Origin of the sequence: Microcoleus sp. B3-D7 (assembly GCF_036705305.1) — a bacterium.
Classification (GTDB): domain Bacteria; phylum Cyanobacteriota; class Cyanobacteriia; order Cyanobacteriales; family Microcoleaceae; genus Microcoleus.
Window position 1 is genome coordinate 70039 of the sequence record NZ_JAUBUE010000009.1, and the last position, 26760, is coordinate 96798.

Annotated in this window: 23 protein-coding genes; 4 read left to right on the forward strand and 19 right to left on the reverse strand. The window is 45.0% G+C overall.

The genetic code is table 11. From position 1 onward, the window contains the following. Positions 1-34: 34 nt before the first annotated feature. The 4 genes from QUB25_RS09335 to QUB25_RS09350 form a co-directional block, all read right to left on the reverse strand. The gene (locus QUB25_RS09335) at positions 35-3028 is read right to left on the reverse strand and encodes a right-handed parallel beta-helix repeat-containing protein (protein ID WP_333182938.1); all 2994 of its coding nucleotides are present in this window, start codon (positions 3026-3028) and stop codon (positions 35-37) included. Positions 3029-3353: 325 nt separating this feature from the next. Next, positions 3354-4529, reverse strand: coding sequence for an ATP-grasp domain-containing protein (locus QUB25_RS09340; RefSeq protein WP_333182939.1), 1176 nt, complete (start codon positions 4527-4529; stop codon positions 3354-3356). Between the two features lie 23 nt (positions 4530-4552). Then, entirely contained in the window at positions 4553-5614 is a 1062-nt protein-coding gene (locus QUB25_RS09345; RefSeq protein ID WP_333182941.1) for a DMT family transporter, read from the reverse strand. Between the two features lie 142 nt (positions 5615-5756). Next, the gene (locus QUB25_RS09350) at positions 5757-6257 is read right to left on the reverse strand and encodes a thioesterase family protein (RefSeq protein WP_333038573.1); all 501 of its coding nucleotides are present in this window, start codon (positions 6255-6257) and stop codon (positions 5757-5759) included. A 141-nt stretch (positions 6258-6398) separates the two neighbouring features. On the opposite strand from QUB25_RS09350, the gene QUB25_RS09355 reads away from it, so the two are divergent. Further along, positions 6399-7250, forward strand: coding sequence for a universal stress protein (locus tag QUB25_RS09355; protein WP_333064215.1), 852 nt, complete (start codon positions 6399-6401; stop codon positions 7248-7250). A 120-nt stretch (positions 7251-7370) separates the two neighbouring features. On the opposite strand, the gene psbM is transcribed toward QUB25_RS09355, so the two are convergent. From psbM to QUB25_RS09405, 10 genes are all read right to left on the reverse strand, one after another. Then, the gene (gene psbM / locus QUB25_RS09360) at positions 7371-7484 is read right to left on the reverse strand and encodes a photosystem II reaction center protein PsbM (protein WP_015177760.1); all 114 of its coding nucleotides are present in this window, start codon (positions 7482-7484) and stop codon (positions 7371-7373) included. 295 nt (positions 7485-7779) lie between these two features. Further along, entirely contained in the window at positions 7780-8076 is a 297-nt protein-coding gene (locus tag QUB25_RS09365; protein ID WP_333038569.1) for a 2Fe-2S iron-sulfur cluster-binding protein, read from the reverse strand. 118 nt (positions 8077-8194) lie between these two features. Continuing rightward, positions 8195-10087 (reverse strand): TolC family protein, encoded by a 1893-nt coding sequence (locus QUB25_RS09370; RefSeq protein ID WP_333182943.1) that lies wholly within the window; start codon positions 10085-10087, stop codon positions 8195-8197. A 141-nt stretch (positions 10088-10228) separates the two neighbouring features. Beyond that, positions 10229-11614, reverse strand: coding sequence for a TIGR03279 family radical SAM protein (locus QUB25_RS09375; RefSeq protein WP_333182945.1), 1386 nt, complete (start codon positions 11612-11614; stop codon positions 10229-10231). Positions 11615-11694: 80 nt separating this feature from the next. Further along, on the reverse strand, positions 11695-12462 hold the full coding sequence (locus QUB25_RS09380; RefSeq protein WP_333182946.1) for a methyltransferase domain-containing protein: 768 nt from the start codon (positions 12460-12462) through the stop codon (positions 11695-11697). Positions 12463-12731: 269 nt separating this feature from the next. Beyond that, positions 12732-12983 carry a hypothetical protein gene (locus tag QUB25_RS09385; protein WP_333182947.1) on the reverse strand — a complete coding sequence of 84 codons (252 nt, stop codon included), beginning with the start codon at positions 12981-12983 and terminating at the stop codon, positions 12732-12734. Between the two features lie 347 nt (positions 12984-13330). Next, a complete protein-coding gene (locus tag QUB25_RS09390) occupies positions 13331-15889 on the reverse strand; it encodes a sigma 54-interacting transcriptional regulator (protein WP_333182948.1) in 2559 nt (852 codons plus the stop codon). Positions 15890-16050: 161 nt separating this feature from the next. Then, positions 16051-16698: a GNAT family protein gene (locus QUB25_RS09395; RefSeq protein ID WP_333182950.1), complete on the reverse strand. Its 648-nt coding sequence runs from the start codon at positions 16696-16698 to the stop codon at positions 16051-16053. Between the two features lie 465 nt (positions 16699-17163). Continuing rightward, positions 17164-17406 carry a hypothetical protein gene (locus QUB25_RS09400; RefSeq protein ID WP_333060734.1) on the reverse strand — a complete coding sequence of 81 codons (243 nt, stop codon included), beginning with the start codon at positions 17404-17406 and terminating at the stop codon, positions 17164-17166. A gap of 659 nt (positions 17407-18065) precedes the next feature. Further along, positions 18066-18968: an undecaprenyl-diphosphate phosphatase gene (locus tag QUB25_RS09405; protein WP_333060737.1), complete on the reverse strand. Its 903-nt coding sequence runs from the start codon at positions 18966-18968 to the stop codon at positions 18066-18068. 325 nt (positions 18969-19293) lie between these two features. Between QUB25_RS09405 and QUB25_RS09410 the strand changes: the two genes are divergently transcribed. Together QUB25_RS09410 and QUB25_RS09415 are read left to right on the forward strand one after the other, a co-directional pair. Continuing rightward, entirely contained in the window at positions 19294-19905 is a 612-nt protein-coding gene (locus QUB25_RS09410) for a thylakoid membrane photosystem I accumulation factor (RefSeq protein ID WP_333182951.1), read from the forward strand. A gap of 218 nt (positions 19906-20123) precedes the next feature. After that, positions 20124-21185 carry a mannose-1-phosphate guanylyltransferase gene (locus QUB25_RS09415; RefSeq protein ID WP_333182953.1) on the forward strand — a complete coding sequence of 354 codons (1062 nt, stop codon included), beginning with the start codon at positions 20124-20126 and terminating at the stop codon, positions 21183-21185. Between the two features lie 123 nt (positions 21186-21308). On the opposite strand, the gene QUB25_RS09420 is transcribed toward QUB25_RS09415, so the two are convergent. The 5 genes from QUB25_RS09420 to QUB25_RS09440 form a co-directional block, all read right to left on the reverse strand. Next, positions 21309-22019, reverse strand: coding sequence for a hypothetical protein (locus QUB25_RS09420; RefSeq protein ID WP_333182955.1), 711 nt, complete (start codon positions 22017-22019; stop codon positions 21309-21311). Position 22020: 1 nt separating this feature from the next. Beyond that, positions 22021-23193, reverse strand: a complete 1173-nt coding sequence (locus QUB25_RS09425) for an AAA family ATPase (RefSeq protein WP_333182957.1) — start codon at positions 23191-23193, stop codon at positions 22021-22023. Positions 23194-23984: 791 nt separating this feature from the next. Continuing rightward, entirely contained in the window at positions 23985-24611 is a 627-nt protein-coding gene (locus QUB25_RS09430; protein ID WP_333182958.1) for a hypothetical protein, read from the reverse strand. Between the two features lie 119 nt (positions 24612-24730). Continuing rightward, positions 24731-25456: a cadmium resistance transporter gene (locus tag QUB25_RS09435; protein ID WP_333060747.1), complete on the reverse strand. Its 726-nt coding sequence runs from the start codon at positions 25454-25456 to the stop codon at positions 24731-24733. A gap of 141 nt (positions 25457-25597) precedes the next feature. Then, positions 25598-26302, reverse strand: coding sequence for a DUF1003 domain-containing protein (locus QUB25_RS09440; protein WP_333182960.1), 705 nt, complete (start codon positions 26300-26302; stop codon positions 25598-25600). Positions 26303-26547: 245 nt separating this feature from the next. On the opposite strand from QUB25_RS09440, the gene QUB25_RS09445 reads away from it, so the two are divergent. Continuing rightward, the gene (locus tag QUB25_RS09445) at positions 26548-26751 is read left to right on the forward strand and encodes a hypothetical protein (protein ID WP_333182962.1); all 204 of its coding nucleotides are present in this window, start codon (positions 26548-26550) and stop codon (positions 26749-26751) included. The last annotated feature ends 9 nt before the right edge of the window (positions 26752-26760 follow it).

Genomic DNA, 26760 nt, shown 5'->3' on the forward strand with positions numbered 1-26760 from the left:
CTTCTTCCCTCTTCCTTCTTCTTTCTTCCTTCTTCTATTCTTGATTGCCTTTGCCCTTCAAGTATCCGTTATCTGCAATGCGCCAAGCACCCCCAGCATTGCCCGTTAAATCGCAATCTTCCACGGTAGCAATGCCATCTCTGTAAACGGCGATCGCCTCACCTTCATTACCATTAATCCGACACCGGCGCACGAGCAATTTTCCTCCCAATCCGACACCTATTCCCAAACTGCCGTTGTCAAAAATACTGCAATCTTCCACCGTTGCTTTCCCATTATCCGATATAAAAATTCCGTTCCATACCCCATTATGAATTTGACTGCGGCGGAGGATAGAATTTGTATCAGGGCCGCAAATTCCCACCACAGAATAGTCTGCAGAAGTGATATCGCTGTCTTCTATGATTAACTCGCCTTTGCGAATATCTACAGCGTAATATTTCCCAGTGGCCCTCAGCGTTAAACCCCGCACTAAAGCAGTATCAGTTGCCATTTTTATGCAGTTTGAGTTGATACTTTCAACCACAATGCTATCGACCTCTCCGCTGCCGATAATTTCTACCGATTGGTCGAGAATTAAACTTTCACGATAAACGCCTGGATGCACGTCAATGCGCGTGCCGGCTGCTGCATTTTTCAGCGCTTCGCTAATAGTAGTATAATCGCCTTGACCCTGCTGAGAAACAACAAATCCTTGACTCTTCCCAACTTTGGTATCTGAAGTAGATGCTTCAATTTGCTCTGATTCCGAGTCAAAATGCTCAGATTGTAGATCCCCCGCTTCTGAAAGTTGCGATGTTAGCTGCAAGCGTTCTTGATAAACTGTCTCTAGTTGGTGTTCTAACTCGGATACTTGAGATTGAAGTTGAGCTTGATTCTGGTTTGCTGTCTCGATTTGACTTTGGAATTCCGACAGTTGAGAATAAAGGTGCGATCGTTCTCTGTTAGCAGTTTCTAGCTGAGATGTCAATTCATCGCGACTTTGACGCACACTTTCTAACTGACTTTCTAAGTCGGATACTTGAGATAGAAGTTGAGTTTGATTTTGATTAGCTGTTTCGATTTGACTTTGCAATTCCGAGAGTTGAGAAGTGAGCTGAGATTCCAATTCAGAGCGAGTTTGACGCACCCTCTCTAGCTGAGCTTCTAAATCAGATACTTGAGATTGAAGTTGAGCTTGATTCTGATTGGCTGTGTCGATTTGACTTTGGAATTCCGAGATTTGAGAAGTGTGCTGAGATTCCAATTCAGAGCGAGTTTGACGCACGCTCTCTAACTGATGTTCTAAGTCCGATACTTGAGATTGAAGTTGAGTTTGATTCTGATTGGCTGTCTCGGCTTGATTTTGAATTTCCGAGAGTTGAGAATAAAGTTGGGAGCGTTCCGTGTTAGCTGTTTCTAGCTGAACTTCTAATTCAGAGCGAGTTTGACGCAGGCTATTTAGCTGATTTTCTAAGTCCGATACTTGAGATTGAAGTTGAGTTTGATTCTGATTAGCCGTCTCGATTTGACTTGGGAATTGCGAGATTTGAGAAGTGAGCTGAGATTCCAATTCAAAGCGACTCTGACGCACACTTTCTAACTGTTGTTCTAAGTCCGATACTTGAGATTGAAGTTGAGTTTGATTCTGGTTTGCTGTCTCGGTTTGACTTTGGAATTCCGAAATTTTAGAAGTGAGTTGAGATTCCAATTCAGAGCGATTCTGACGCACACTTTCTAATTGGTGTTCTAACTCCAAAATTTGAGATTGAAGTTGATTTTGATTCTGGTGGGCTGTCTCGGCTTGACTTTGAAGTTCCGAGAGTTGAGCATAAAGTTGCGAGCGTTCTGTGTTAGCACTTTCTAGCTGAACTTCTAAGTGAGAGCTAGTTTGACGCACACTATCTAGCTGAGATTCTAAGTCGGATACTTGAGATTGAAGTTGAGTTTCACTCTGGTTTGCTGTCTCGATTTGACCTTGCAATTCCGACAGTTGAGAATAAAGGTGCGATCGTTCTGTGTTAGCAGTTTCTAATTGAGCTTGCAGTTCTGATAACTGAGACTGGAGTTGCGAGTTATCTCCCTCCTTGCGATGTATCTGAGACTCCAATTCTGACAACTCAGACAGCAGTCTTTCTCGCTCTAAAACCACCATTTCCGATTGAAGTTGTAGTTCATGAACTTGAGAGTTTAACTGCATTTTATCCAGATTAGCAGCTTCTAACTGTCTTTGCAGTTCTAATACTTCAAATGGAGGTTGCTGTGCTTGTTCGCGAGCAGTTTGCAATTGAGAGTTTAGTATTTCGCGTTCTTGCTCTGCACTCTCCAGTAGAGCTTGTAGCTCTGACAATTCCCAAGTAAATTGCGATCGCTCTGCTTCCACTAATTCCAGTTGAGCTTGCAAACCCGACAGTTGAGACTGAAGTTGCTGCCGCTCTTCAATGGAGCGATCGAACTTAATTTGAATTTCCGACAATTGGTACTGTACCTGCAATCTGCTTTGGCTAGCCGTTTCCAACTGACTCTCAAATTCAGATAGCAGAGCGTGAAATTGAGAACGTTCTGCATCCACCGTCTCTAACTCTGCTTGCATTTCCAGCAATTGAGCGTTAAGTTGCGATCGCTCCTGCTCCGCAACTTCTAACTGCTCTTTCAGTTCTGCCACTTCTGCTAACTGGGACTCAGATTGTTGAGCATTTTCTAGCTGAAACTGCAAATCAGCAATCAGAGCATCAATTTGCGATCTATCGCGGGCAATTCCTGCCAAAAATTCTTCCATTTCCGACACTTGATTTTTTAACAATTCTTGCTCGCGAGTCACAGTTCCCAACCGACTTTGCAACTGAGACAATTCAGAATTTAGCTGATTTTCATTCTGCACCTTTTGCCGCAATTCCGAAGTTCTGGCATCCAACTGAGCAGCCAAATTCGATATAGCTTCCTGCGAACCCTGCATCCGCACCAAATTGCGTGAATTTCGCTTATTCAAAATTAGCCAGCACACTAATGCCCCGCCTCCAAATCCTATTAATAAAAGTAATGCTTCCATTTGTTTTATCTAATTAAAATAAATTGAGTTATTTTGATGCTGACCCAAAAACGGGCATCCACAAATCGCTATCTTATATCGTTTCCAGTTCCATCGGAATAATAAAATTGAGCCAACAGTTAACACTCAACCATTCAGTTTTGCGACTCCGACTCAACAGTCAACAGTCAACAGTCAACAATCATGAGGAGTGCCACCGGAATTGATATTACTCAAAGCTATCACAACTTGCCAGCCTGTGTTCACTTGGCAAAACAATTTATATTTCTTTACAAATTCCTTTTGTTTACAGGTAAGGTGCGCCCAGCGCACCCTGCAAGTCCAATTAATGAAGCAAATCCACAATATGAGGAATAATTCCGATATGCTGAGTCAACAAATAATCCAACCTATCCGCCAGTAAACTAAAAATTAAATCGTTATAGCTCATCCCGTATTCCGCCAAACCTAAAGCTACCAAACTCGTCACATTTTCCCGTGGATGTTTCAGATCCGGTTTGGGATTTGCTTCCAAAACATAAAGCGAGCCATCAGAATCACTTCGGACATCGATCCGCACCAAACTGTTCAAACTAAACTCCCAATAAATTTTTCGAGCTAACTCAATTAACTCTTGTTTTAGTTCAGGTTCGTCACCGCCCATCAACCGTCCTCGGTCGGCCGTAATCGCCTTTTGATCCATAGAAGTAAAGATGCGTTCTTCCGGCTCCAGCACCCGCTCTACAGTCGAAAAAGCAAAGGGTTGGGTATTTTTATAAAATCTGCCTTTAGCATAAGTAACATAGCCGCAGACCGCTACACAAAATTCTCGTCCCGGCAAATACTTTTCAATTAAAGCAGTATTGTGAGTGTCTCGGTGAACTTCCGAAACCGCCTGAGACAAACCCTCAATATTGTCTACAAAATGAACGTGCAGTGAAGCGCGACCGGATACTGGTTTGACAACAAACGGCCCTTGATAGTCACCAAAAGCAATGGCAAAACGCTGATGCAAATTAGGATGCAACATTCCTTGAGAAGGATGCCAAGTCATAAACGGAGCAGTTTTAATTTCGACTGATTGCAGTTCCCGCTTAAAAGCGTGTTTGTTATCTAAAGTTGAACTATTTAAAGGATTGTGACCGACATAAGGCATTCCCAACATTTCCAACAAGGCGGGAGTGTGACAAACAGGATTGTATCCCTGGACTCCGCCAGTATTCAGCCACACTAAATGGATATTTTTCTGTTTGAGTTGTTCCGGCAACTTCATGTCGTCAGGTATGACAAAGACTTGCTGAAAGCCAATTTCTACTAAGGCTTTAGCAATTTCGCGGGCGACAACTTCGTAGCTCTTCCAAGAGCGGGGATTGTGAGTTTTGTAAATCACTGCTCCGGGGCGAGCGCAGTCGCCGCCGAACACTACCGCAATCCGCAATTTAGCAAACAGCACCTCCAAATATTGAGGAAGCAAACAAAAGTCATAATGCCAGCTCTTCATGCCCATTGATGTGGGAATCATTTAAGTATTTTTTCCTTTGTATTTCATTTTTTAGCCACCGAACCGCTAGATTTCCCCAAATATATTCCCGCCAAAACCACAGAAAAAGAAAACCAATTAAACAAGCTCAAACTTTCTGAAAATAGCACCCAAGCCATAATAGCCGTAATTACGGGTTCTAGCAGCAGGAAAAAAGCTACAAATTCCGAGGACAAACGACCCAGACTGTGGATAAGCAGTCCCTGACCGAAAGCTTGGCAAATCACCGCCAAAGCAATTACAGTCAGCCATCCCTGCCAAGAATAAGGGAAAACTCGATCGCCCGCAAGCAGAACCAGTGGCAAAACCAATATACTGCCAATGAAACATCGCCATATCAATATAGTTTTTGCCGGAAACTTGGTTCGCAAATGTTCTGAAATGAGCAGATTTCCTGCATAAAACATCGCCGATAAAAGAGCAGCAAAGTCGCCGGCAAGATTGTCTCCCGCAGTTTGCAAATCGTCGATTCCGATCGCAATTGCGCCACACAAAGCCACCGCCAGTCCCACCAAAAACCTGTTGTCAAAGCGCCGCCCCAACAGGAGCCATCCCCCCAAAGTAGTAAATAAAGGAGTTAAGTTTCGCAGTACAGTAGAATTAGCGACATTAGTCTGACTTAGTGACCAGGCCCAGAAAACCACAGAAGCAGAAGAAACCACGCCTACGGCTGTTAACAGCATCACATCCTGCAGAGTGTAGTTTGATCGCTCTTCAACTTCAGCCCCAGACATTCGGCGACGCGCAACACCCGCACCATTCCATAGTCCAAATACTACAGTTGCTATCCACAAACGGTTAAAAACAGTAGCATTCGGGCTGATTTCCCGTTCGCTCAACCTAATAAAAATCGCCGCCAGCGACACCGCTAGCAGCGCCGCTGACAGCGAAACGATCGCCCAAATTTTGCCTTGACTTTCAGCTAATTCACCGTTTTTTAAACTGTCCGGCTTTCCCAAAACAATAGTTTGGTCTTCAGTTGTTAAGGCAGAGTTTAGCTCGGTTTTTTCCAAAATATTGTGCTGACGTTCAATATTTGGCTCTGGCAATTCCAGTTTTTTTGACATTCTTAAGAGTTCCAATGAAGGCAAAAGGCAGTTGTGTAGGATGCGTGACCAAAGAATATTTTGGTGGCGAAGGGAATAACTCAAAAGTCACGCACTCTACTTACTAGGGCTGCAAAAACTATTTTTTAGAGTTAACAGCAGCTTAGGTTGAAGGTTTAACAGAAAGCCTTGTCAAAGCCTCCTTTAGTGCCGGTGGCAATTGCCGGATAATCTTGTTCTTGTCGCGATCGACACCAACCAAAGTTACCTGTGCTGTCACATATAACTCCTGAGTATCAGCCGATCGAATTTCGTAATCCCAAAGCAGCCGCACACCCTCGGTAGCAGCGATCCGCGTTCTGACTGCCACAGATTGACCCATTTGTACAGCCCGGTGGTAGCGCAGCGAAAGTTCCACCACGGGCAATTCCAAACCCTGCGCCACCCAGTCTGCATACTCGATGCCGAGAGAGCGCAAACTTTCCACCCTAGCTTCCTCCATCCAAGTAATATAAGTACCGTGCCAAACCACACCGCTGTAGTCAGTATGGTGAGGATACACTCGCACCAAATATTCAAACCAGCCCTCAGAGTCCATCCCGCGCCGATTTTGAATAGCACCAGCCGGTGCGAGTTCTGGTTGAGTTCGATCGTTCTCTAACACTTTACAAATCGTTCCAAAACGCTACATTTCTACAAATCATAAGACAAACTTCAGGCTTATGCTTGACAGTAAGAAACTAGAGTACCAACGCCCTAGTTTAACGTCGCACAAGAAAACTCAACTGTTTTTACCGCCAAAACCATGATAGAAAAAATTTTAGTAGCCGTAGCCGGTCGCGGCTTGTGCGAAGAGATGTTTAATATGTTGATGGACATCCCTTCCTTGCAACAAACCTCTGTCACCGTCTTGCACGTCGTGCCGCCCCAAGTAACCTCCGATGGCATGGCTGAGAAATTGGAAGAAGGAGGAAAGATTTTAGCACAAGCAGTCCAGTCTTTGAAAATAGATCCCAGCAGAGTCAATCCTCGGCTCAAACAGGGAGACCCGAAAACCACAGTTTGCCAAGTCGCAGAAGAAGAACAATCCGACTTAGTAATTATGGGTTCCCGGGGACTCGGACGGCTGCAATCGATTTTGGAAAACTCAGTAAGCCAGTACGTTTTCCAGCTAACATCTCGACCGATGCTGTTAGTCAAAGACGACATTTACGTCAAAAAAATCAAGCGCGTCATGGTAGCGGTAGACAAATCAGAAGCTGCCAAACAGTCATTGCAGCTTGCGCTATCTTTGGTCAAAGAAGTCAGTGGCGGAGAGATAATTTTAGTACACGTCACCAAAGATTTGACGGGAAAAGCCAGCGAAGATTTAACAGCAAGTGCTGAAAAAGACCCCGTATTAGCTCCGGCAGTAGCGCTAACCAAACAAATGGGAGTTAGCTACCGCTGCGTGAGTGCTACAGGCAAGCCAGGGGAAGAAATTTGTCGGATTGCAGACGACTTGAATGCCGACTTGTTGGTAATCGGTTCCCCGGATCGGCGCCCCAGCGTTGCCAAAAACTTTGTGGATATCGATCGACTCCTGGGAAATTCGCTATCAGACTACGTGCGAGTTTATGCCAACTGTCCCGTCTTGCTAGCCCGCACAGTCGGCTAGAATCTCATCGTTAAGAGTTAGCAGCTAAAACTCAACAGTTAATAAAAAAAGCGCCTCAGCAAAAAGCTGTTGGCGCTTTTTTTTGCAAGCAGCAAAGCCAGACAGAAATAGCAGCAGTTGCTAATCTTTTCTACCTTGACGGCTAGCTGTTTGAATGTACAGAATGATTAGAAAAACACTGGGAACCAATACAAACAGAATGGTTGCCACAAACCCTAAATCGTTAACTTCCATGAAGACGCTCGCCTCTATCGGAAAATAGAAAAACACACACAACTAGGATATCACTCAAAGGCAAAAGGCAAACTCGAAGACAGAAGAAGAGCTTACCGACAAGCCTCGAAACCCTCTTTCTGGCTGGATGCCTTGCTGCCCAATCTCTTATTTGTCCTAGAAACCAAGTTTCTTTTCCTAGATCGGCAAAATGCGTGATTATACAGTGAAATAGGAAAAAAAACAAAATTATTGCATTCTGCATTTTTCTTTCCTTCTGCATCTCTAGCATCTCTAGCCTTCTGCCTTCTGAAACTCACGGTTTAGTCTTCACGCTCACCTGGCCATTGACCATAGCTTGACAAGCCAACCGATAGTTTTCGGGCTTTTTCTTGAGCTTGCGGTTCTCAAAGTCAGTGCGGGGCGACAGATTTTCACTGCCCTCGACAATTTCCACAATGCAGGTGCCGCATTGACCGTAGCCCCCGCAGTTCATCATCTTTCCCGAAAATGTGTACAAATCGATGCGGTTTTCTAGAGCTTTGAGTCTCAAATTGGCTCCGTCTGCTGCGATGACTTCCTGATTTTCCTTCACAAACTTGATATTGGCCATTGCCGATCCCTTAACGCAGTTGACATGGAACTCTATTACAAAATATTAACTAATGTGTCGGACGTTTAATACAGGATGTCCAATTGATCTGGTAATTAAAGCTCGCCCCAACTCAATCTCAAGGAGCATCCGAGAGGTTATTAGTCGGAAGATTGCTCACAGCCCGCTGGAGAGACGAAAGCCCCAGGTTGTAGGTGACAATTGCCGACAATCGGTTTCTCTCAGCCCTAGTCAAATCAGTTTCCGCCTGAATCACATCCGTCTGAGTACCCACACCAGCTTGAAACCGCAGTCTCGCCAAACGCAGAGCTTCCCTCGACTGCAAAACCCCCGCCTCAGAAGTTTCGATATTCTCAAAACTCGACTCTAAGCCAAAATAAGCTTGTTCCACTTCCCGGCGCACCTGATTGCGGAGTTGGTCAAATCGACTTTCGGCGATCGTAATATCAGCATCCCGCTGTCTCACCCTGGCGTTCGCCGCGCCCCCATCGAAGATACTCCAAGTCAGACTCGCCCGGATCGAATAACCATCGGCCCAGCCGCGAGCAGCAAACGGGTCCGGGTCGTCAGGGTCTTGCCCCAGCACGTTGTAACTACCCCCAACACTCAGTTGAGGCAAACGCCCCGCCTGAATCGATCGCCTCTGCTGCTTGCTGATATCCCTCTGCACCAACTGCTGTTCCAACTCGGGGCGATTCCTAAAAGCCTGCACGATACTCTCTTCCAAAGACAGCCTCCAAGAGCCGGCTTGCTCTACCGGATCGGCCGCTGTCAAGTTCGTTGACTGGCTGATATTCAAAATCTCAGCCAGACGCCGCTGGGCAACTCGCTGATCGCGGCGGGCTACTGACAGTTGTTGCACTTCGTTAGCCAAATTTGCCTGAGCCTGCAACACAGCAAACCGGGTTCCCACCCCTGCCCGTTCCAAGGCTTCGGCATCCCGCAAACTTTGCTGGGCATTTCTGACCGAAGCTTGGCGGATGGCAACTTGTCCGTCCGCGTTTTGCAAGTTGTAGTAAGCCTCAGCAGTGTCGAAGCGCAGTTCCTCGGCTTGGCGTTCCACATCCAGTTCCCGAAGGCGCACCTGTTCCTCTGCCGCGCGGATGTTAGCGCGCCGTCTTCCGAACAAATCGATGTCGTAGCTCAACTGCAAAGTGCTGTTGAGACTGTTGCTGCCGAAATTTGTGCCGGCTTGGGGGGCGGGCTGCCCGGTTCCATTAGCCCGAGAGTTTAACTGGCGCTGCAATCGCCGGACTCCGAGTTCTCCGCCAGCAGTCATTGAACGGCTGGCGTCCATTTGAAAATTCAGGTCTGGATAAAGAGCAGCTTGCTGTTCGCGCAAAGCTGCTCTGCTTTGTTCCACTTGCTGTCCGGCGATTTGCAAAACTTGGCTGTTGCGGCGGGCGAGGTCGATCGCCTGCTGCAAGGTAATTGACTCAGTTTGCTCGATCCTGACATCCTCGGGGTTTGTCGGAAACAGCAGCGGATTCGGGTTGGGTTCCAGGGAAGCCGGAGGATTGGTGTTTAAAAGACCCCTCGGAGGGAGAGGGGGGAAACTTTCGTTCGGAGTGCCCCGGAGAATGGGTACCGGGGAACTGGGCACAGGAATATTGTTGGGAGGGTTCGGGGAAGGCTGCTGAGCGTCTTTCGGTTCCAACCCTCTTAGAGGTGTCGAACCGCCCTGAGACAGAGTTGATGGGGAAGCCGGAGCAGCCTGTTGAGGCTTTGATGCTTGCTCGGGCTGGGTTCGAGTTGATGCGATCTTTGCTCCCCCTTGCTGCTGAGACTCGGAGGTTGGCGGGTTAAGGGCGATCGACTGTTCGGCCTCTGATGCTGATTCTGCCGCTGTGTTCGAGGTCGATCGAACATTCTGCCCTAATTCGAGCTGATTGCTAAGGGCGGAACTGTCCTGAGGTTGAGCAGGAGTCTGTGCTGAAGCACTCTGTGCGGCGTTGCTGAAAGTAATTGCAGCACCCACTCCGACTACGATGATTTGACGAAAAACACGCATAATTTTTTAATTACTCTGCAATCCTAGAGACAATTTTAGAGCAAGATTGAGGTCTCAAGTTTCTAGTCTGTAGCCTGAACTCGACGGTTACAAGTCACAATTACCCTACTCATCTTAACTTTTGAATGTTCGATTCAAAATTTAGAATTTAACTTCAGCATTTGCCAGACCGATCGCCGCCGAGATTAGTTCCTCTACTCCGCTCACCGGCAAAATCCGGGTTTTCAGCGAGCTGGCGAGCTGTTCGAGGGTCATGTCGTCTAGAAAACGCGGTTCCCCCTGTTTTAGCATCACCGACGGCAGCAGGATACCATCTCCCAAGTCTCGCCCCTGCAAAGCTTCGAGCAAATCTTGCCCGGTGAGCAAACCCGTAACAGTGATAGTTTGTCCCCAGTAGTGGCTGCACAGTGCTGCCATGTTGACGGACAAGCCGGGAATTTGGTTTAGTTGTTGTACGATCGGCTCAAAAGCTTTTTCTACAGCATTCCCCACCACCCAAACGAACTTGCGCTCTGGATCGACTTGCATCGGTTGCAGCTTCTCAAAAGCCGTTTCAAACTGCTGGATAAACTGGCGGATAGAACCGACACCGTTACCGATTTGCGGATAATCTTCGTAATCGGCAGCCGACGGCAAATCTAAACCAGCTATTAAAAACCACTCGTCAGCCAGCCAAATGCACCGCGATTTAGAATTCTGCTTTTTAGCTTTTGCGCCGCCTTTTCCTTGACTCAAAAGCACTTGAATTTTCTGCACTTGTTCGATTACTTCTCGCGCCTTTTCCGCAGTTACTGCGATTAGTTCATCTTCTGGAGGGCGAAAGCGAGTTAAACCCACCGGCACGACAGCCACCGATGCTACAGCCGGAATATTTCCGGTATGAAACTTTGCCAAATCTAACAAAGTGCGTTCTAAATGTTCCCCATCATTAATACCGGGACAAACAACTACTTGAGCGTGAATTTGCAAGCGGCGTTCTTGAAACCATTTGATTTGTTCGAGAATCTTCCCAGCGCGAAGATTTTTTAACAGCCTAATTCGCACTTCCGGTTCCGTAGCGTGTACCGAAACATAGAGAGGAGAAAGCCGCATTTGTTCGATTCTGTCCCACTCTTTTTGAGTCAAATTTGTGAGAGTGAGATAGCTGCCGTAAAGAAAGCTGAGGCGGTAGTCATCATCCTTAAGATACAGAGTTTCCCGCTTGCCCGGAGGCTGCTGGTCGATAAAGCAAAAAGGGCAGCGGTTGTTGCACTGAATTAGTCCATCGAAGAGGGCGGTTTCAAATTCTACTCCCAAGTCTTCGTCATACTCTTTTTCTATTTCTAACTTGTGAGTTTTGCCTTTGGCATCTAAAACTTCTAGTTCGAGAAATTCATCGGCGCACAGGAATTGATAGTCGATCAAGTCGCGGGGTTTTTGACCGTTGACAGCAATGATGGCGTCGCCAGCATCAAATCCAATTTCGGCGGCGATGCTATCGGGGATGACTTTGCTGATTAGGGCTGGTCGGGTTGATAAATCGCTCATATTTATTAGTTAGTGGTTGTTTTTTATTGGTTATTTGTTATTAGTGGGACTCTGTTACACTTGTTTTTAGTTGATACAACTTAGGCTATTTTATCGCCAACGATGACAGCGATTGGAACCGCATAATAAATCTCCTCGCCTTTGAAATGCGCGCCAATTCCGAGACTATCAACACCAATATCCTCTCTAAAAATTTCTCTGATTTTCTGGTCATCGCCGGGGTTGGGAAAAGAAGCAGCTAACTGTTGTTCTAGCCCAAGTTCTACCTTGTAAAAAGCCAATTTAACATTTTGAAGATTGGCATCTGCGACTAATTTTGGAAACTCTTCCAGAGTCAAGGCGCGAGTATGAGAGGGATCGCGCAACTTCTCAATCCGGTCATAAGCATTCACTTTATCCGCTGGCAAAGCAACATCAGCAATCAGGATTCGACCACCTGGACGACATACGCGAACCATCTCTGATAGAACAACATCTGGCTGCAAAAAATGATGGAAAGCGTAACGACTCAGAACAATAGAAAAAGTAGCATCGGGAAATGGTAGTGTTTCAATATCTCCTTGTTGCCAGGACAGATTAATCAAGTTTTTCTGTTGCGCCAGAATCTGGGCTTGTTCGAGCATCGCTGGTGTGATATCAATGCCAGTAACGTGACTGGCAACTTCCGCAAAAGCACAACTAACAATACCTGAACCGCAAGCAACATCTAGAACAGTGTCTTTGTCAGATACACTCGCCATTTCTCTGAGCAGGTACAGAGACTCTTGATTTGTGTGAGCGTACAATTTAGAGAATGGAATTGCCTGACGAGTGAACTGGTCGATGATGGATTCCTGATGTGCGGTCATAGTTTAGGATGTGGCTAGCGGAGAATGTTTACAGTTTAACTTGTCTAGGCTGAATTTGGCGATCGGGCGATCGCTAAATTCCGCCGAGGCGAGTGAATCGTCTTTAACAGAATTGACTTGTGTGGTTACTTAATAAACAGCATTATATTTTTTCCATAAACAGTCCTGCAATCGGCACCTTAAAAGTTATTTCGGGTAGCTGAAGCTACCATCCGAGTTGCACCGCTTGCCGTATCCATTGTGCTACATCAGAGGGTCTTACTGGTATTTCAGAGTGATTTATACTCCCGTTTTGAGGATGAGGTCGATCGGTGAGGATAACTAACACGCCCGCCCGGTTCTTCAGCGTGTTCGACAGCAACATGAAGATTTCCGCCCTGAAAGCACTCTTGTGTATAAGTAGGTTGTCTGCGGATGAGCCAGATGAAAGGCTTCCCATCAACTAGGATTTTTCTTGTTCCTTTTGTCGGTATTGACATAGTTTGTTTCAGCTTAAATATTTCAGCATTTTCAATAAGCATTTATCCACCGAATTTTTGACTAAAAACATAGGTTTTGTTGCAGAGTTTTTGCTCCTAACCGGGTTTATGTGACAGGCGCAAAATCTCAGTTTCAAGCAACCTCAATCATGATATTAAACTGTGCTTTCTAAATCTTCTCCGTCAGATGAAAAAGCGGTAATGTTTCTTCGGTCATTGCTTGCTGCCAAGATTGGTGAAAGCTTGCTGCTCAATTTCCTACTGCTTTGCATGGGCATATCATATCATGTCCGGTGTATTACCAGCGATCGAGACGGTTTGTAGTGCGGACTAAAGTCCGCAGGATTTTGCGGACTTTAGTCCGCACTACGAACTTGATGATGGTTATTTTAGTTTCCCACGATCGCATACCACAAACTCAGCATCAGGCACAAACTCGCTAAATGTTGTGGAATCAAAGATTTAATTGAGCGCTTGGCAATTTTTTGAGTTACAAATATTGTAACTAATAATGATACAATCAAAGTGAAACCTTGCAAAAAACTAATCACTGCTGGATCGCCAACAAAACTCGGTAAATCATCTCTAATTTGTCCGAAAGTGGCAAAAGTTACGGGAATTACTCGACCGCCTTCCTGCAAACCCAATCGCCAATAGTGAGCCAAACTACCGCCCCAGACTAAGGGTAAATAACCGTAGGCGAGAGAGACAAATGAGAGGGGTTTGTAGGTTGTAAATGGCATGGTTTCTGCTTGTCCCAATCGATAAATTGCCTGCATGATTGCGTAGGCAATTAGGGGAATCATCGGCGGGATAATTAACACTGCTATCGACAGTCCTAAATGAGGTAAAAATTGCTCTAAATTGATGCCCAGTCCCAACCAACTATTTATCTCCTGCAAGCGATGCAGATAAATACCGCCTAATAATAGAAATAACAGGGCAACTTCATAACTGTGAGGAACGTGGGTAGTCCATAATTCGATGCCGGGAGGGCGCAGATTTAATTCTACCGATCGATGCGGACAAGCTTTCAAGCAAGTCATACACAACACGCAATCTTTATTATCGGTTAATTGGGCGGGATGGGAATAAATCGGACAGCCATTAGTAGTTAATCCTTCCCCCAAGCCGGGGCCGCCTTTGTAACATTGGTAGGTGCTGCATTCCGCCGCGCAGGTTCCTTGTTGGGCGCGAAGTTCGATAATTGAGAGTTTAGCAAATAATCCATTCATTCCCCCGATCGGGCATAAATAACGACACCAAAATCGTCGCTCGAAGATTAGGGAAAAAATTACCGCCCCGGCGGTGATGAGCAACAACAAACAACTGGATAAATAGGCGGTATTTTCTAAATTCCACAACTCTTCCCACAGAAATATCAGAGTAAATAGCCCAAATAGAAGCCAGCCACCCCATTTCTCGGCTTGTTGGCGCGGCCATTTATTGAGAGTTCGAGGGAAAATTTTCAGCGATAGTTTTTGGACGATTTCCCCATAAATCATAAAAGGGCAAAAAGCACACCACAATCGTCCGATGATGGGGAATAATAATAAAATTAACGGCCACCACCACGCCCAAAAGATATTTAGGGCAAAATTATGTTGTCTATCTTGGGGAGCAACAAACAGGATAATTACCACCAATGCAAACACCCAGGTGGTAAACCAATAATTCACGCGATCGGGATACCAATCGCTCCGTAAAAATTGCCTAAATTTTGGATAAATATTTAATAAATTCAGCCGAAACTTTTGTTTCTTTGCTGCTTGGGCCCAAAACACTTCTTCCGTTAATACCTGACTCCCCTGTGCTTGAACTAAGGCGCGCTCGACCATTCCCTGCAATTCCTGCAAATTCCCTGGAAAATCGTAGGCTTGTAAGCGGCGAATTGCTTCCGGTGTAACTTGGGGCTTGACTAATTTCTTTTTGCGACCAATGATATTGAGATAATAGTTAACCTGTGCTTCTAAATCTGTTTTTCGCACCCGCAAGGATGGGACTTTAATCTTGTGTTGTGTCAGCTTATCTAGCTTGGGCTGCACAATTTCTGAGATTAAAATTATCCGGGCCTTACTAGGACGCGGTGGTCGCGGTATTTGTCCTTCCTTAACAACTGGCGTATAGGTTCCCTCGGTTAATAATTGCTGAATTTGGGGGCATAATTGAGCGGGTAATTCTTGCACGTCATTTAAAATTAACGTCCCTTCTCCCAACCATTCCAATAACCCCGGTTTGCCGCCCAACCGCCCGAATAATTCCGCTCCATTGCTTTGAAGTAAAGCACTTTTAATCTGAATAATTGGCTCGTTGCGGCGATGGGAACCGAAATGAATTAAAGCAGCTAAATTATCCTTTTCTAAACCAGGTTCGCCAGAGATTAATACCGATCGGCTGTCACTCGATGCCGTGCGAATTTGTTGGCGCAATTTCACTGCATAACGACTATTGCCAATGACTCCCCGTCTCGCCCTAGGTACTAGATAGCTGCGGAGGGCATTTTGACGCTCTCGTTCGTAGGCAATTTCTGCTTCTAGCTGCTCTAATTTCGCCGCCAAACGTTGAGCGTAGGCTTCGGCGATCCGTGGATATCTTTCTAGCAAAGCACGCCAGCGATCGGCACTAATTACCCAAAATTGACATTCTGTCCGAGTTATAATTCGGCTATCTGCAGGTTGTGATCGCTGGAGGGCAGATAAATTCACGATCGCCCCCGGCAACAAACTACTCGCCCACATTAATCCCGGTTGTTTGCTGCGGTAGCGATCGGCTTGTCCCCGTTCTAAAATATAGAGATTAGTGATAGGCGTATCCTCAATTACCACTCGAAATCCGGCGGGAAAAGTTGCCATTTCCATTTCACCCGCGATCGCCTGTAAAATCTCGCGGGATAATATGCCTAATTCGGTACTCTCTTCGAGCCAGTTAACTAATGTTTCGGTAGACATCGCTTAGCGTCGGCGAAAGCCGAATCGTGATAGTTGGTGTAGCATATAACAGATTCCAAGTTTATGAAGCACACCCCAGAAACCCGGTTTCTTTGTACCAATAGCTGAAAACTGCTATATATTATAGTGCCAAAAATCCTCATCATAATTCCAAGTTAACCTCAGCCATTGTTGAGTTCCATCAACGAGAGTTTTTCGTTTGAGTAAAGCCACTTTTCAAAATTCACTTTACAGCGTCCCCACTCCTTGTCTGTCATTGCAAACCAATCAGTATCCCTATTTCTGCCACGAACAATCATATGTTGTCGGAAACGCCCTTCATAGAGAAATCCCATTCTGGCGGCCGTAGTTCGGCTAGCATGATTAAGTGCATCGCATTTCCACTCAACTCTACGGTATGAATGGCCGTCAAAAAGATGCTGAAGTAATAAAAACTGTGACTCTGTATTAACTTTACTTTTATGTACAGCAGGGCTAAACCACACATGACCGATTTCTGCTCGACGGTGATTGGGAACGATCGCTAGTAATGCGACAATCCCCACTTGAGTATTACTGGAGTTTTCAAAGACTGTCCAAGTCAAAGGATCTGACTTACCAATCATTTCTCTTTCCATCCAGTATTGCATGGCAGAGGGACTTTCAAACGGACCATAGAACAGATAGTGCCACACCGCTTGCTTTTCACGAGTGCCATGCGAGATCGAATAGAGTTCACCTACATCTCTTGTTGGAACGAGGGGCTTCAGCGTGACAAATTGACCCTTGAGTTGGATATATTCTGGTGGTTGCCAATTCTGTTGCTGCATAATTTTTTATCGTCGATCTACAGCATTTCTTAGCAAGAATTTACTGCTCGATTATAGATTACAATGAAACTGTATAACGACCAAGGTTAGTAGCGGCAGATAACCTTTGCATGACTTCCACAAGCAGGATAAACTTTCAAATTTCCAGTTGACAGGTTGCCACTCAAATCCGCCCCGATCGCAAATGTCCGATACCCGGATACAGAAAATGATAGGCCAACATTAACGTGCGATCGCCTGCAATTTTTTCCTGTACAGCTTGGCGGGTAGTTGCAGCCATCTCTCGATCGGCATCACAACTTAGCTTCCAGTGTGGGTTCCATAAATTAATCGTATTAATGTGAACCGTAACTGAGTCATTAAGTTGATTATATCAGTTCACCATCTTTAATCTTGGTCTCATTTTCAATAGACTCAAAAAATTGCGAAATCTGTTCAGTAGATATGATGTGATAAACACTTTTGCTACTTCGCGCCCGATCGATATATTGGCGATATCATTGGAGTTAAATATTTGTGAGACAACCAAAGCACGCGGTAACCGATCATCGAACCCTTGAATATTGGACTATTTTCTGGCCAGCCTTCGGGCGGATTAAAGTAAGCCGAGATCATTCGTTTAGTCACCCACCAGAAATGCACGTATAGCGGTAGATCGACATAAACCAGAGTATCCGCCTCATCAAGTCGCAGCCAGACGGTTTCCATGCAACCAAACCCGTCAATAATCCATCTGTCAGTCTGCCAAATTTCCTGATGGGCGCGCTTCTAGTGTTCCTGTGACACCTCAACGCCGCCCGATCAATATTTAATCTTGTCCAAGACGTAAAGCGGCAACCCAGTGATGTCGGATAATCTCTTGCTGAGAGTTGATTTACCGCCTCCAGGGTTGCCAAATACTGCTACTTTTTTCACAGCCACTCTCCTTTTAGCGTTACCGAAATTAATAGGATACAAGCCCCATCCTTAGCTTGACGGCTTTTCTATACTACAATAATTACGTAAAGTTTTTCCACGTCAATGATACTTTTAGAGTTTAAGGCTAAGGCAAAAACAACTCAATACGCTGCTGCAGACGAAGCGATTAAAACCGCTCAGTTTGTCCGCAACAAATGTGTCCGTTTTTGGATGGGCAACCGAGGTGTGGAACAAAAAGATATGTATCGTCACAATACAGCGTTGAGAGCTGAATATCCCTTTGTCAAAGCCTTAAACTCTCATGCTTGTCAAGTTGCAGCTCTTACGGCATATATAGGGCAAAAAAGTGTGAGTAAGGTGCGAGGGCGAGCGATTGCTTTCTTACCCATTACCGGACATAACTCACCGCCCTTGAGAAGGGCTATAATTAGGTTCAAGTCAGTCCTATTTTATATATTTCGCACTGCCCCACCTGCGAGCGCCGTTAAAATGGCTACGCCAAAAGCTAGCCGATACAATACAAATATCCACGTCTTTTGAGTTTGCAGGAACTTCATTAGCCAGGCGATCGACAAATAAGAAAACACAAATGCCGAAATCGTTCCCACTATCAAAGCTGCAACTCCAGCATCGCCGATTCCTTGTGCCAAATCACCCTTTAATTCCACTAATCCAGCCAGAGTAATCGCGGGAATTCCCAATAAAAAAGAAAACCGCGCGGCAGCAGGTCTTTCCAATCCCATGAACAATCCTGCTGTTAGAGTGGAACCCGATCGCGAACACCCCGGAATCAATGCGATTGCTTGAGCTAATCCCATCAAAATACCGTCTTGAACAGTTAACTTTTCAAAAGTGCGATTGCGCTTGCCAATTTTTTCTGCTGTTGCTAAAAGTAGCGACATGACTATCGAAGCAATGGCGATGCTGGCCAAACTCCTGAGCGGCGACTTGTCAAAACCTGGAACCAATGCCTTGATTAGCAGCCCAAAAAAGGCTAGAGGTATTGTTCCCAAAACAAATCCCAGCGCCAGTTGAAACTCTTGCGATTTGTAGTCGCGCCGCACCACAGCATCTACAGCACCCAAAGTTATAGTTGTCAAGTCTTTCCAGAAATACCAAAGCACTGCGACAATACTGCCCAACTGAATTACAGCAGTATAAGCAACCCCCGGATCGCCCCATCCCAGGGCGATCGGCACTACCTTCAAATGAGCGCTGCTGCTGATGGGCAAAAACTCTGTTAATCCTTGTATAATTCCTAAAACAATCGCCTGCACCAGATTGATGTTAGCAGGCCCGGAAACCTCAGCAGCGGGCGTTTGGGCGAGGAGTGCGTCAAGCAAAGCTATCATTAGTTGTGAATTCCCAGTTGTCAGTTTCTAGTAATCAGTTTAATTTAAGATCATGCAGCCTTCTGGGAAGCTAGAAGCCCACCCCACCACAAATAAATTTTATTGTGGCGCGGACTGGAACTGTCCGCCCCTGAAAAGTCGATGATCGCAAATAGTGATCTTCGGCCTGTAGAATCGCCTTGTCGATCGCAAGTATCAGCAATTTATGATCATCGAGCCGAAACTACTTTAACCTATTCAACAACCTTTGCCTACATTTTGCTGATAGACTTAGGAAAGTTTTTGCATCTGATTTCGCTTTCGTTACAGCAACTGCCCACAACCTATGATATTTCCTGAGAACAAAAATTCAATTGTTACTGCTGCTTCTGGCATCCGCTGGCTGAGGCGAATCTTGTCAGCCAGTCTTGTAACAGTAGCGATCACACTTAGCTTCATACTGCTAAGCGGCACGGCGCCAGCTTTAGCAACTCTTACGGACGATCGCTTTGACGGTACAATCTTTGCACTCTACGCCGGCAACGGTTCCCTAGTTCCTCCTAAAGTCAAGATTGCAGATTCTTTCAAACGCCATAAACCCGTACTGTTAGTTTTTTACACTGATGACAGCAGCGACTCCAAGCAATACGCGATCGTCGTCTCTCAACTCCAGGAATTTTACGGCCGCGAAGCCGATTTTATGCCCATAACAATTGACTCTTTGCCTCCGCAACCGTCACCAGAAATCACCGAACCGAGCCATTATTACGAAGGTTTCGTACCTCAAACTATCATCCTAGACCAATCGGGGAAAGTAGTTTTTAATGAGAAAGGACAAATACCATTTGAACAGGTAGATGATGCTTTTCGGAAAGTATTTGACTTGCTTCCCAGAGAAAAATCTATCCCGCTCAAACGCCGTGTCGTGAACGAACTCAATATCGAATTGTCGAAGTAATAGGTAATGGTAATTGCTAGTCGCTATAGCAATTTTCAAGGAGTCCTTAACGAGAGTTTTGTTGTTTTATATTGGGTAAGGTACGCAATGCGCGCCCTACATTTAGGGTGATACAGTCAACAGTCAACAGTGAATCATCATTCTGCCTCAGTAATTCTTTACAAACACCATCTCGGGTATCAGGGCAAAATGGACGTGAACTATTTAAACTTTAAACAATGAGTAGAACCTTAATTCCTGTGATTCTGGCCGGTGGTAAAGGCGAACGTTTTTGGCCGCTGAGCCGCAAGCAGCGGCCCAAGCAGTTTTTGAGTCTCGACGGTAGCGGCAAGAGTTTGCTGCAGGCTACTGCGGAAAGACTTTTGGAATTAGGTAACGGTTGGGACGATTTGTGGGTGGTAACGTCGGAAATGTTGGCTGCGGGGGTTCGCGAACAGTTGCCACTGTTACCACCGGAGAATTTGCTGGCGGAACCGGAGGGCCGCGATACTGCGCCAGCGGTGGCCTGGACTGCTATAGAAACTGCGAAGCGTTACGGTGAGGATGCGGTTGTTGGTTTTTTCCCGGCGGATCACTGGATTGGGGAACCACAGGAGTTTATCAAGACTTTGGAGGCGGCGGCAGAGTTGGCGAAAAATCAGGATGCGATCGCCACTTTGGGAGTAAAACCGAGTTATGCTTCGACTGGTTACGGCTACATCGAACAAGGCGAGGAAATTGGCAGTTTTGGGGGTTTTCCGGCTTATCGGGTGGCCAGGTTTACGGAAAAGCCCGATCGCACCACTGCTGAAGAATTTGTCGCCAGCGGCAAGTTTAGTTGGAACGGCGGCATTTTTGTATTTCGAGTCGAAACAGTCTTGACAGAATTGCGAAATCATGTACCGGAAATGATGGCTGCTTTGGAAGCAAAAGGCGCACAGGCTTACTCGGAATTAGCCAAAATAAGCATCGATTACGCGCTGATGGAGAAGACGCAAAAAGCCTGTGTTCTGCCCGTAGGCTTTAGCTGGGACGATTTGGGAGATTGGAATGCCATCGGTCGTTTGCTGCAAGGAGACAAACCGAATGTGGAATTAGCAAAACACGTCGGAATTGACACCAAAGGCGGCATTTTCTATGCAGCCGATGAGAATGAGGTGATTGTCACCATTGGTTTAGAAGATGTGGTAGTTGTCAGAGATGGCAATGTAACTTTGATTGTGAAAAAGGACAGGACGCAGGAGATTAAACAGGTAATCAAAGTGTTGGGAGAAGATGAGAAATTGAAAGACTTGCTGTAAGGGTAGCACAACACTAAAAAAGCCGGTTCGTAGTAAGGACTTCAGTCCTTTATTACCCAACTTGAAAACAAGAACAAAAATCCTTACTACGAACTTTTGGACTAAACCCAATTCACAGCCAACTTATTGATTAGAATCTACTTTCTTCTTGAAATGCTGAGCAAATTCACTTAATGAGTTATTTCGGGCGATCGTTTGATTGTTAATCTCTAATTTTTCTGCAATTTTCTGTGAGTAATTTTCCTCATATTGCGACTTTTTTAAATCCCTTGGTTGAAGTTGAGGATTAATCTTTTTGAGAATGACTTTAGAGAAATCTACTAAATACTCTTTAGCATTTTTCCCCCCTGATTCTGCTTCGATTATTAACTCAGTTCTACCTTTTTGAAATTTTTTAGCCAACTTTACCCATTGCGGATCGCTTCTAGTTTGCTGATTTTTCCTAAAGTAGCAACAAATGCCTAGACAGTCAACTAATAACCAAGCTTCCAGTTCTTGACGTATCATAATCAACAAAGCTTTACCTTGAGATTGTGCTACAACTCTATTAATTCTATTAATTAAAGAATTAGGTTCTTGCAAACGTTTAGCTTCTGATTGTACGCCATCTGCATCCAGCAAAAATATGACCAATTCACTACTTTTAAGGTACGTATCAACTGCTTTTTTTAATCCGTCAGAGTCGGTTTTTTTTATAGCTTGATTGAAAGCTTCCTTAGAACTGTCCAAGACCGTTATATTAGAGTCATAATATTCAACAATTTTTTGAGCTATGCAGCAAACAGTTTTACTATCAAAATCTGACTCTGGAGTCCAAATACGAATACTACTCATGCTATTTTTCTAAAATTTCTTGTAGTAAATGACTGTGATAAACTGCACTGCCTACTCCAAAGTCTCTCATCCATTCAGATAAATCATCCCGACTTTTACTCAACTCATCTAAAAGAAATGCTTGTGTTCCAAAGCCATCTCTTTTGCTGAGGAGAATTACAGAAACATCCGAATTTATTGCCTCCAAATTGAAACAGTCAAGTAACTGAGAACTATGAGTTGTAATAATTACTTGCGTTTTTTTAGACAGTCTTTCTACTACAGATGCAACATCTCTTAAAATTCCGGGATGAAGATTTCGTTCTGGCTCTTCAATACCAATCAGCGTAGGTAGCTTATCTTCATGAAGTAGGGTATAGTAAGCTATAATTCTGAGAGTGCCATCTGACATATTAGATAAGGGAACCTCTAAGCTATCTTTTTCCAAGACTTTAACAATAGTCTCTCCTTCTTCTGTGACGCCTGACTTTAAGCTGATACCCATACAGCTATCAAGTTCTTGACTGATTAAGTCAAACTTTTCTTGCTTGTTTTCAGCCCAGTATTGTAAAACCTCTTGAATTTTCCTACCTCGGCTGCCAAGACTAGGAGTATTTTCTGGTGCGATGGGAATATTGCCACCAATCACAAACATGGCGCTTCTTCTCATCAATTCAGGATCTAGATTGTAGAAGTCCCAATTTTTAATAAATTCTGCTAGTCTTGCAGTAAATGGTTTGTCTCCAAAATCACCAGCAGACTTTAACGCTAAATTACCAGCTTTGGATTGATAGATTTGAGAATTTCTACCATTTTCATCTTTGACTTTACCTTCGCCATTTTTGATGTCTATTACTTTAGTTTTACCTATAAAAAGTGTTTCTTGAGAATAAAAAGGTTTTCCCGCTCCAAGATCCACAGATACAGTATATTCTGCTGTTTTTCGTTTTTCTTTTACGGTAATAGAGAAAGCCAAGTTTTCTTGTACCCCCAACTTTAACAAGTTTTGCATAAATTCAGCCGGAGGAGGGGAACCGGCTTTCAGCATATAACTTATAAGAGCCAATGCTGCCAAAGAGTTCGATTTCCCGCTAGAATTACAGCCTACGAGAATCGTTAAATCTCTAAAATCCAACTTGACATCACCTAAGCTCCTAAAGTTTTTGATATTTGCTGATACAAGTTGAATGCTCATAGGTTCACCTAATTAGTAAGAGAATAAAATAATTTCAACGTCAACAAGACGAAAGCCCGATCGCTACTTTTGCGTAACATATCATTTATAAAACTCAGAATAATAGAGTCTATAGTACCATCAGGAGTAATAGCAAGAGCCTGATCGCCCCTCCCTCCCATATCCCAAAATTCGATCGCGCCCCATTCCCACCACCCCCAAGTTATTCTTCAAGACACTGGTCAGCTTGGTTAACAGCCCTATCCTAGTAGTTATATAGCCCTTAAACCCGATCGACCCGGAAGCCCCTTGTTTAGCCTAGTTCAAAACACTTCTGGCAAAGGAGAAATTCTAGAGGTCGTCTTCCGCAACGGTTGGGGCTACATGAAACCTGTGCTTGTCGCAGAAAAAACGTGATCGCGGGCGAGAACCCAACGCCATCACCCTTTTTCGGCACACTATATGTAGTGTGCCGGAGGAAGTCCTGACTATACAGAATCCCCCTTCGCCGACTTTTGCAATCCGAGTTGCACACTATGACGATTCCAGCCAAACATCGTTTCGGTTTGACGGGCTCACCCTCCCAAGTAGTCTGGCGCCACTTTCGCCAAGAAGTCTCGTTTGCGGCTTCCCGTTAAGTTTTGGGCTGCATCGAGGAATGTCGCAAATCATTGCATCACTCAGCATCTTCTGGCTTTTTTGCGATCTAAAAAGGAGAGACAATCGCCAATCGTGGCATTGCCTCTCCTCTATTCTGCCTGGGACTTTATTTGTTCCCAAGTCCCCAACTATTAACCGTTCCTCAAGAAGGATTAATCAATCAGTTGCGGCGTAGGAACTTGTGCATTAATCTCGGCCTGAGAAAACGAGGGCAGGGTCCAAGTTGTCTCACCCGCTTTAAAAACTTTAGCAGGGGCAACATTCAATTGAATACCACCCGTTGCTGCACTCGTTGTAGCAATTAGCTGCGTACCATCTACAACCTTAATAGCAACCGGTTCAGCCAAAGAAAGTGGCTGAGCCGCCGGGCCGAAAGTAGCTTGAGTCCCTGCTGGCAAGTAAATACCATCGCAATCCCAATCATCATCTGTAATCTCACCCGCTGCCAGGAAATAAAGTTGCGTCGGCGATTTTTTCGGCTTATTCGCATAAACTGCCAGCGTTTGCCCGGTTTGATTGCGGCACTGAGCCCGCTTTTTAGCAGTTTCGATCACGTACTTCTGCATTTGCAATTCGGCCAACCGCTGTTGGTACTGTTCAGGCGTATAACCCGCAGTCGAAGGATCGCTCTGAGCTGACAAAAGTTGATTCAATTCCTGTGTTACTTCCGCATAGTCAGCCCCCTTTGTGAAATCTTTGCCTGCCCAAGAAGGCTGAGCTACAGCTAAGTTTACGAAAAGCACTAAAGCCACCAGAATTAGTTTGAAAAACTTGCTCATTTTTGTTGTCCTTTGTGTAAGAAATCAGAGTTTGTTCTTAGAAAACCCCTCCACTTTGCTGAAGTTATAAATTATTTTTTAACTTCAGCAAAGTGGCGGAAACTTGAACTCTAGCTTGCCTAAATTTTTTCGACTTTAGGTGCAGTCTCTAACGATTGATAACTGTCTTTAAGCAATATCAGCAGCCACAAGCAACTGATAGCTAAAGTAACTACCGTTAAACCGCGATTCTCTAGAGTATGGCTATCGAGCAGGATCAGCGTACCCAGACCCATTAAAACGAAGGGAACAAGGGAATTACCGTAGCGGACAAGTAGGGTCGCGATCGCGCTCATGCGAGTTAGTTGATACGCCACATAACACCAGACACCCACTAGCAAGAAAAAGACGCTCAGAATCACTAGCAGGCTATCCCAAGTGCAGTTGGCAAACAACGGGACATAAATCCCCACATTATCACCTCCATTAGCAAATGTCACCGCAGCTACGCTATAAGTTTGTGGCGATAAAAGACTAGCAAAGATAGTGGATTGAGGCGAATCTGTAGCAGTATTTTCATCATCAGCCTCTGTATCTCTATTTAGCAGGCGGCTGACTCCAATGGCAATTGGTACTAACCCCAACATCCCCACCCAAGGGCGCGGCACCATCATACAGCCAAAGAAGCTAGGAAGACTAAGCAGCACCAGTGCTGCGAACCCAAGATATTGTCCTGTAACAATGTGTTGCCGTCTAAAAACAGCATTGACTTGGGAGAAAAACAGCAGCAAGATGACAATATCATCTAAATTTGTGGCGGCGAAAGCTGTAATACCTGTGGAAATAGCGGTAATGAAGGGGTTCATATCTAACTGCCTAGATTGTGATGCTAGTATGGCTGGAAGAATGCCTGAGATTAATTGATTTATAGGTTTCTTAGGTTAAAACTGTTACTTAACAGATTGGCGAGACTGATGCTCTCATTCACTGGTTAGTAACGTCGCTTGTCACAGCTTGAAATAGCTTAACGCGGATACCGAATGTGTTGATGGCTTTTGAGTTGGAAGTGAAATTGGCATCACTTCTGCATATTTTGATGAGTAAAAGTTCGATTTAAATACTTGGGGAAGTAGTATGGGAACCTCAGCCTTCTGCTTCTGCTCAGAAACAGACGGCTTAGCTGCTTCATTAACTTCGGTAATTGCCTTAACGGGGGCTGGCATCACCATCTCTTTGATGGGACTGACAGATTGCTGTTGCTGATTGAGCTTTTCCATTAAGTCAGGAATGTGGTGGCTTAATCGATCGAGCTTTTCGTGCAGCAGTACCACATCGTGAGCAGCTTTGAGATTAACTTGATGATTGTAGAGGTTTTGTTCGCGTTCGGCATCCGACTGGCGGTTTTGACTCATTAACACAATCGGTGCAGTGTAAGCAGAGGCAAAGGAGAATACTAAGTTGAGCAGGATGAAGGGCTGCTGATCCCAGTGAGGAAGGCCCGGTGTCAGGTTCGCGCCCACCCACCCGGCGAGGATTACTGTCTGTCCAATCAAAAAGGGCCACGAACCCACTTTCGCTGCTAGGGTATCTGCTAACTGCTGTCCGCGAGTTAAGGTTTTTTCCTCTGGTTTTTGAGGCGTAAGCTGTAAAGGTCTTTGATGGCTGGGGGTTTTCATTTTTGCGTTAACGCTGTTGGATAAAGTGGATTTCATGGCAAACCTCACGGGTGAATGTCTAGTTGAAGCTGACTGCTTAATGTTCGCTGGCGTTTTTCTTTGATGCCTTTACTTTAGTCAAGCTCCACTCATAAGAGCAAATGTTCTTTTTTATCAAATCAATCACTTCAATTTATAGACTGGTTGGGAAATAGTAAAGCCAAAGTCAAGATTGGTAATTTATCCAGAGGCGGCAAAGCTAGAAGTTTAGAACCAATCCCAGCAGATGACTGTGATACTCAGTGGCAGACAATTCTCGTTTGCCTTACTCGGTCAACTCGGCTGCAAATATGACGTGGAAGAAACTCAAACCAATTGTACATTTGCTAGAAACGACCTATGAAAAGGGGATTAAGGTTTCATCTCAGGAACTAGAAGAGTACCTCCGGTTCTGGCATCGCTCCGAAATCCTGCCTAAATGGGATATCACAATTGTTCCCACTTGATTGGAGCAT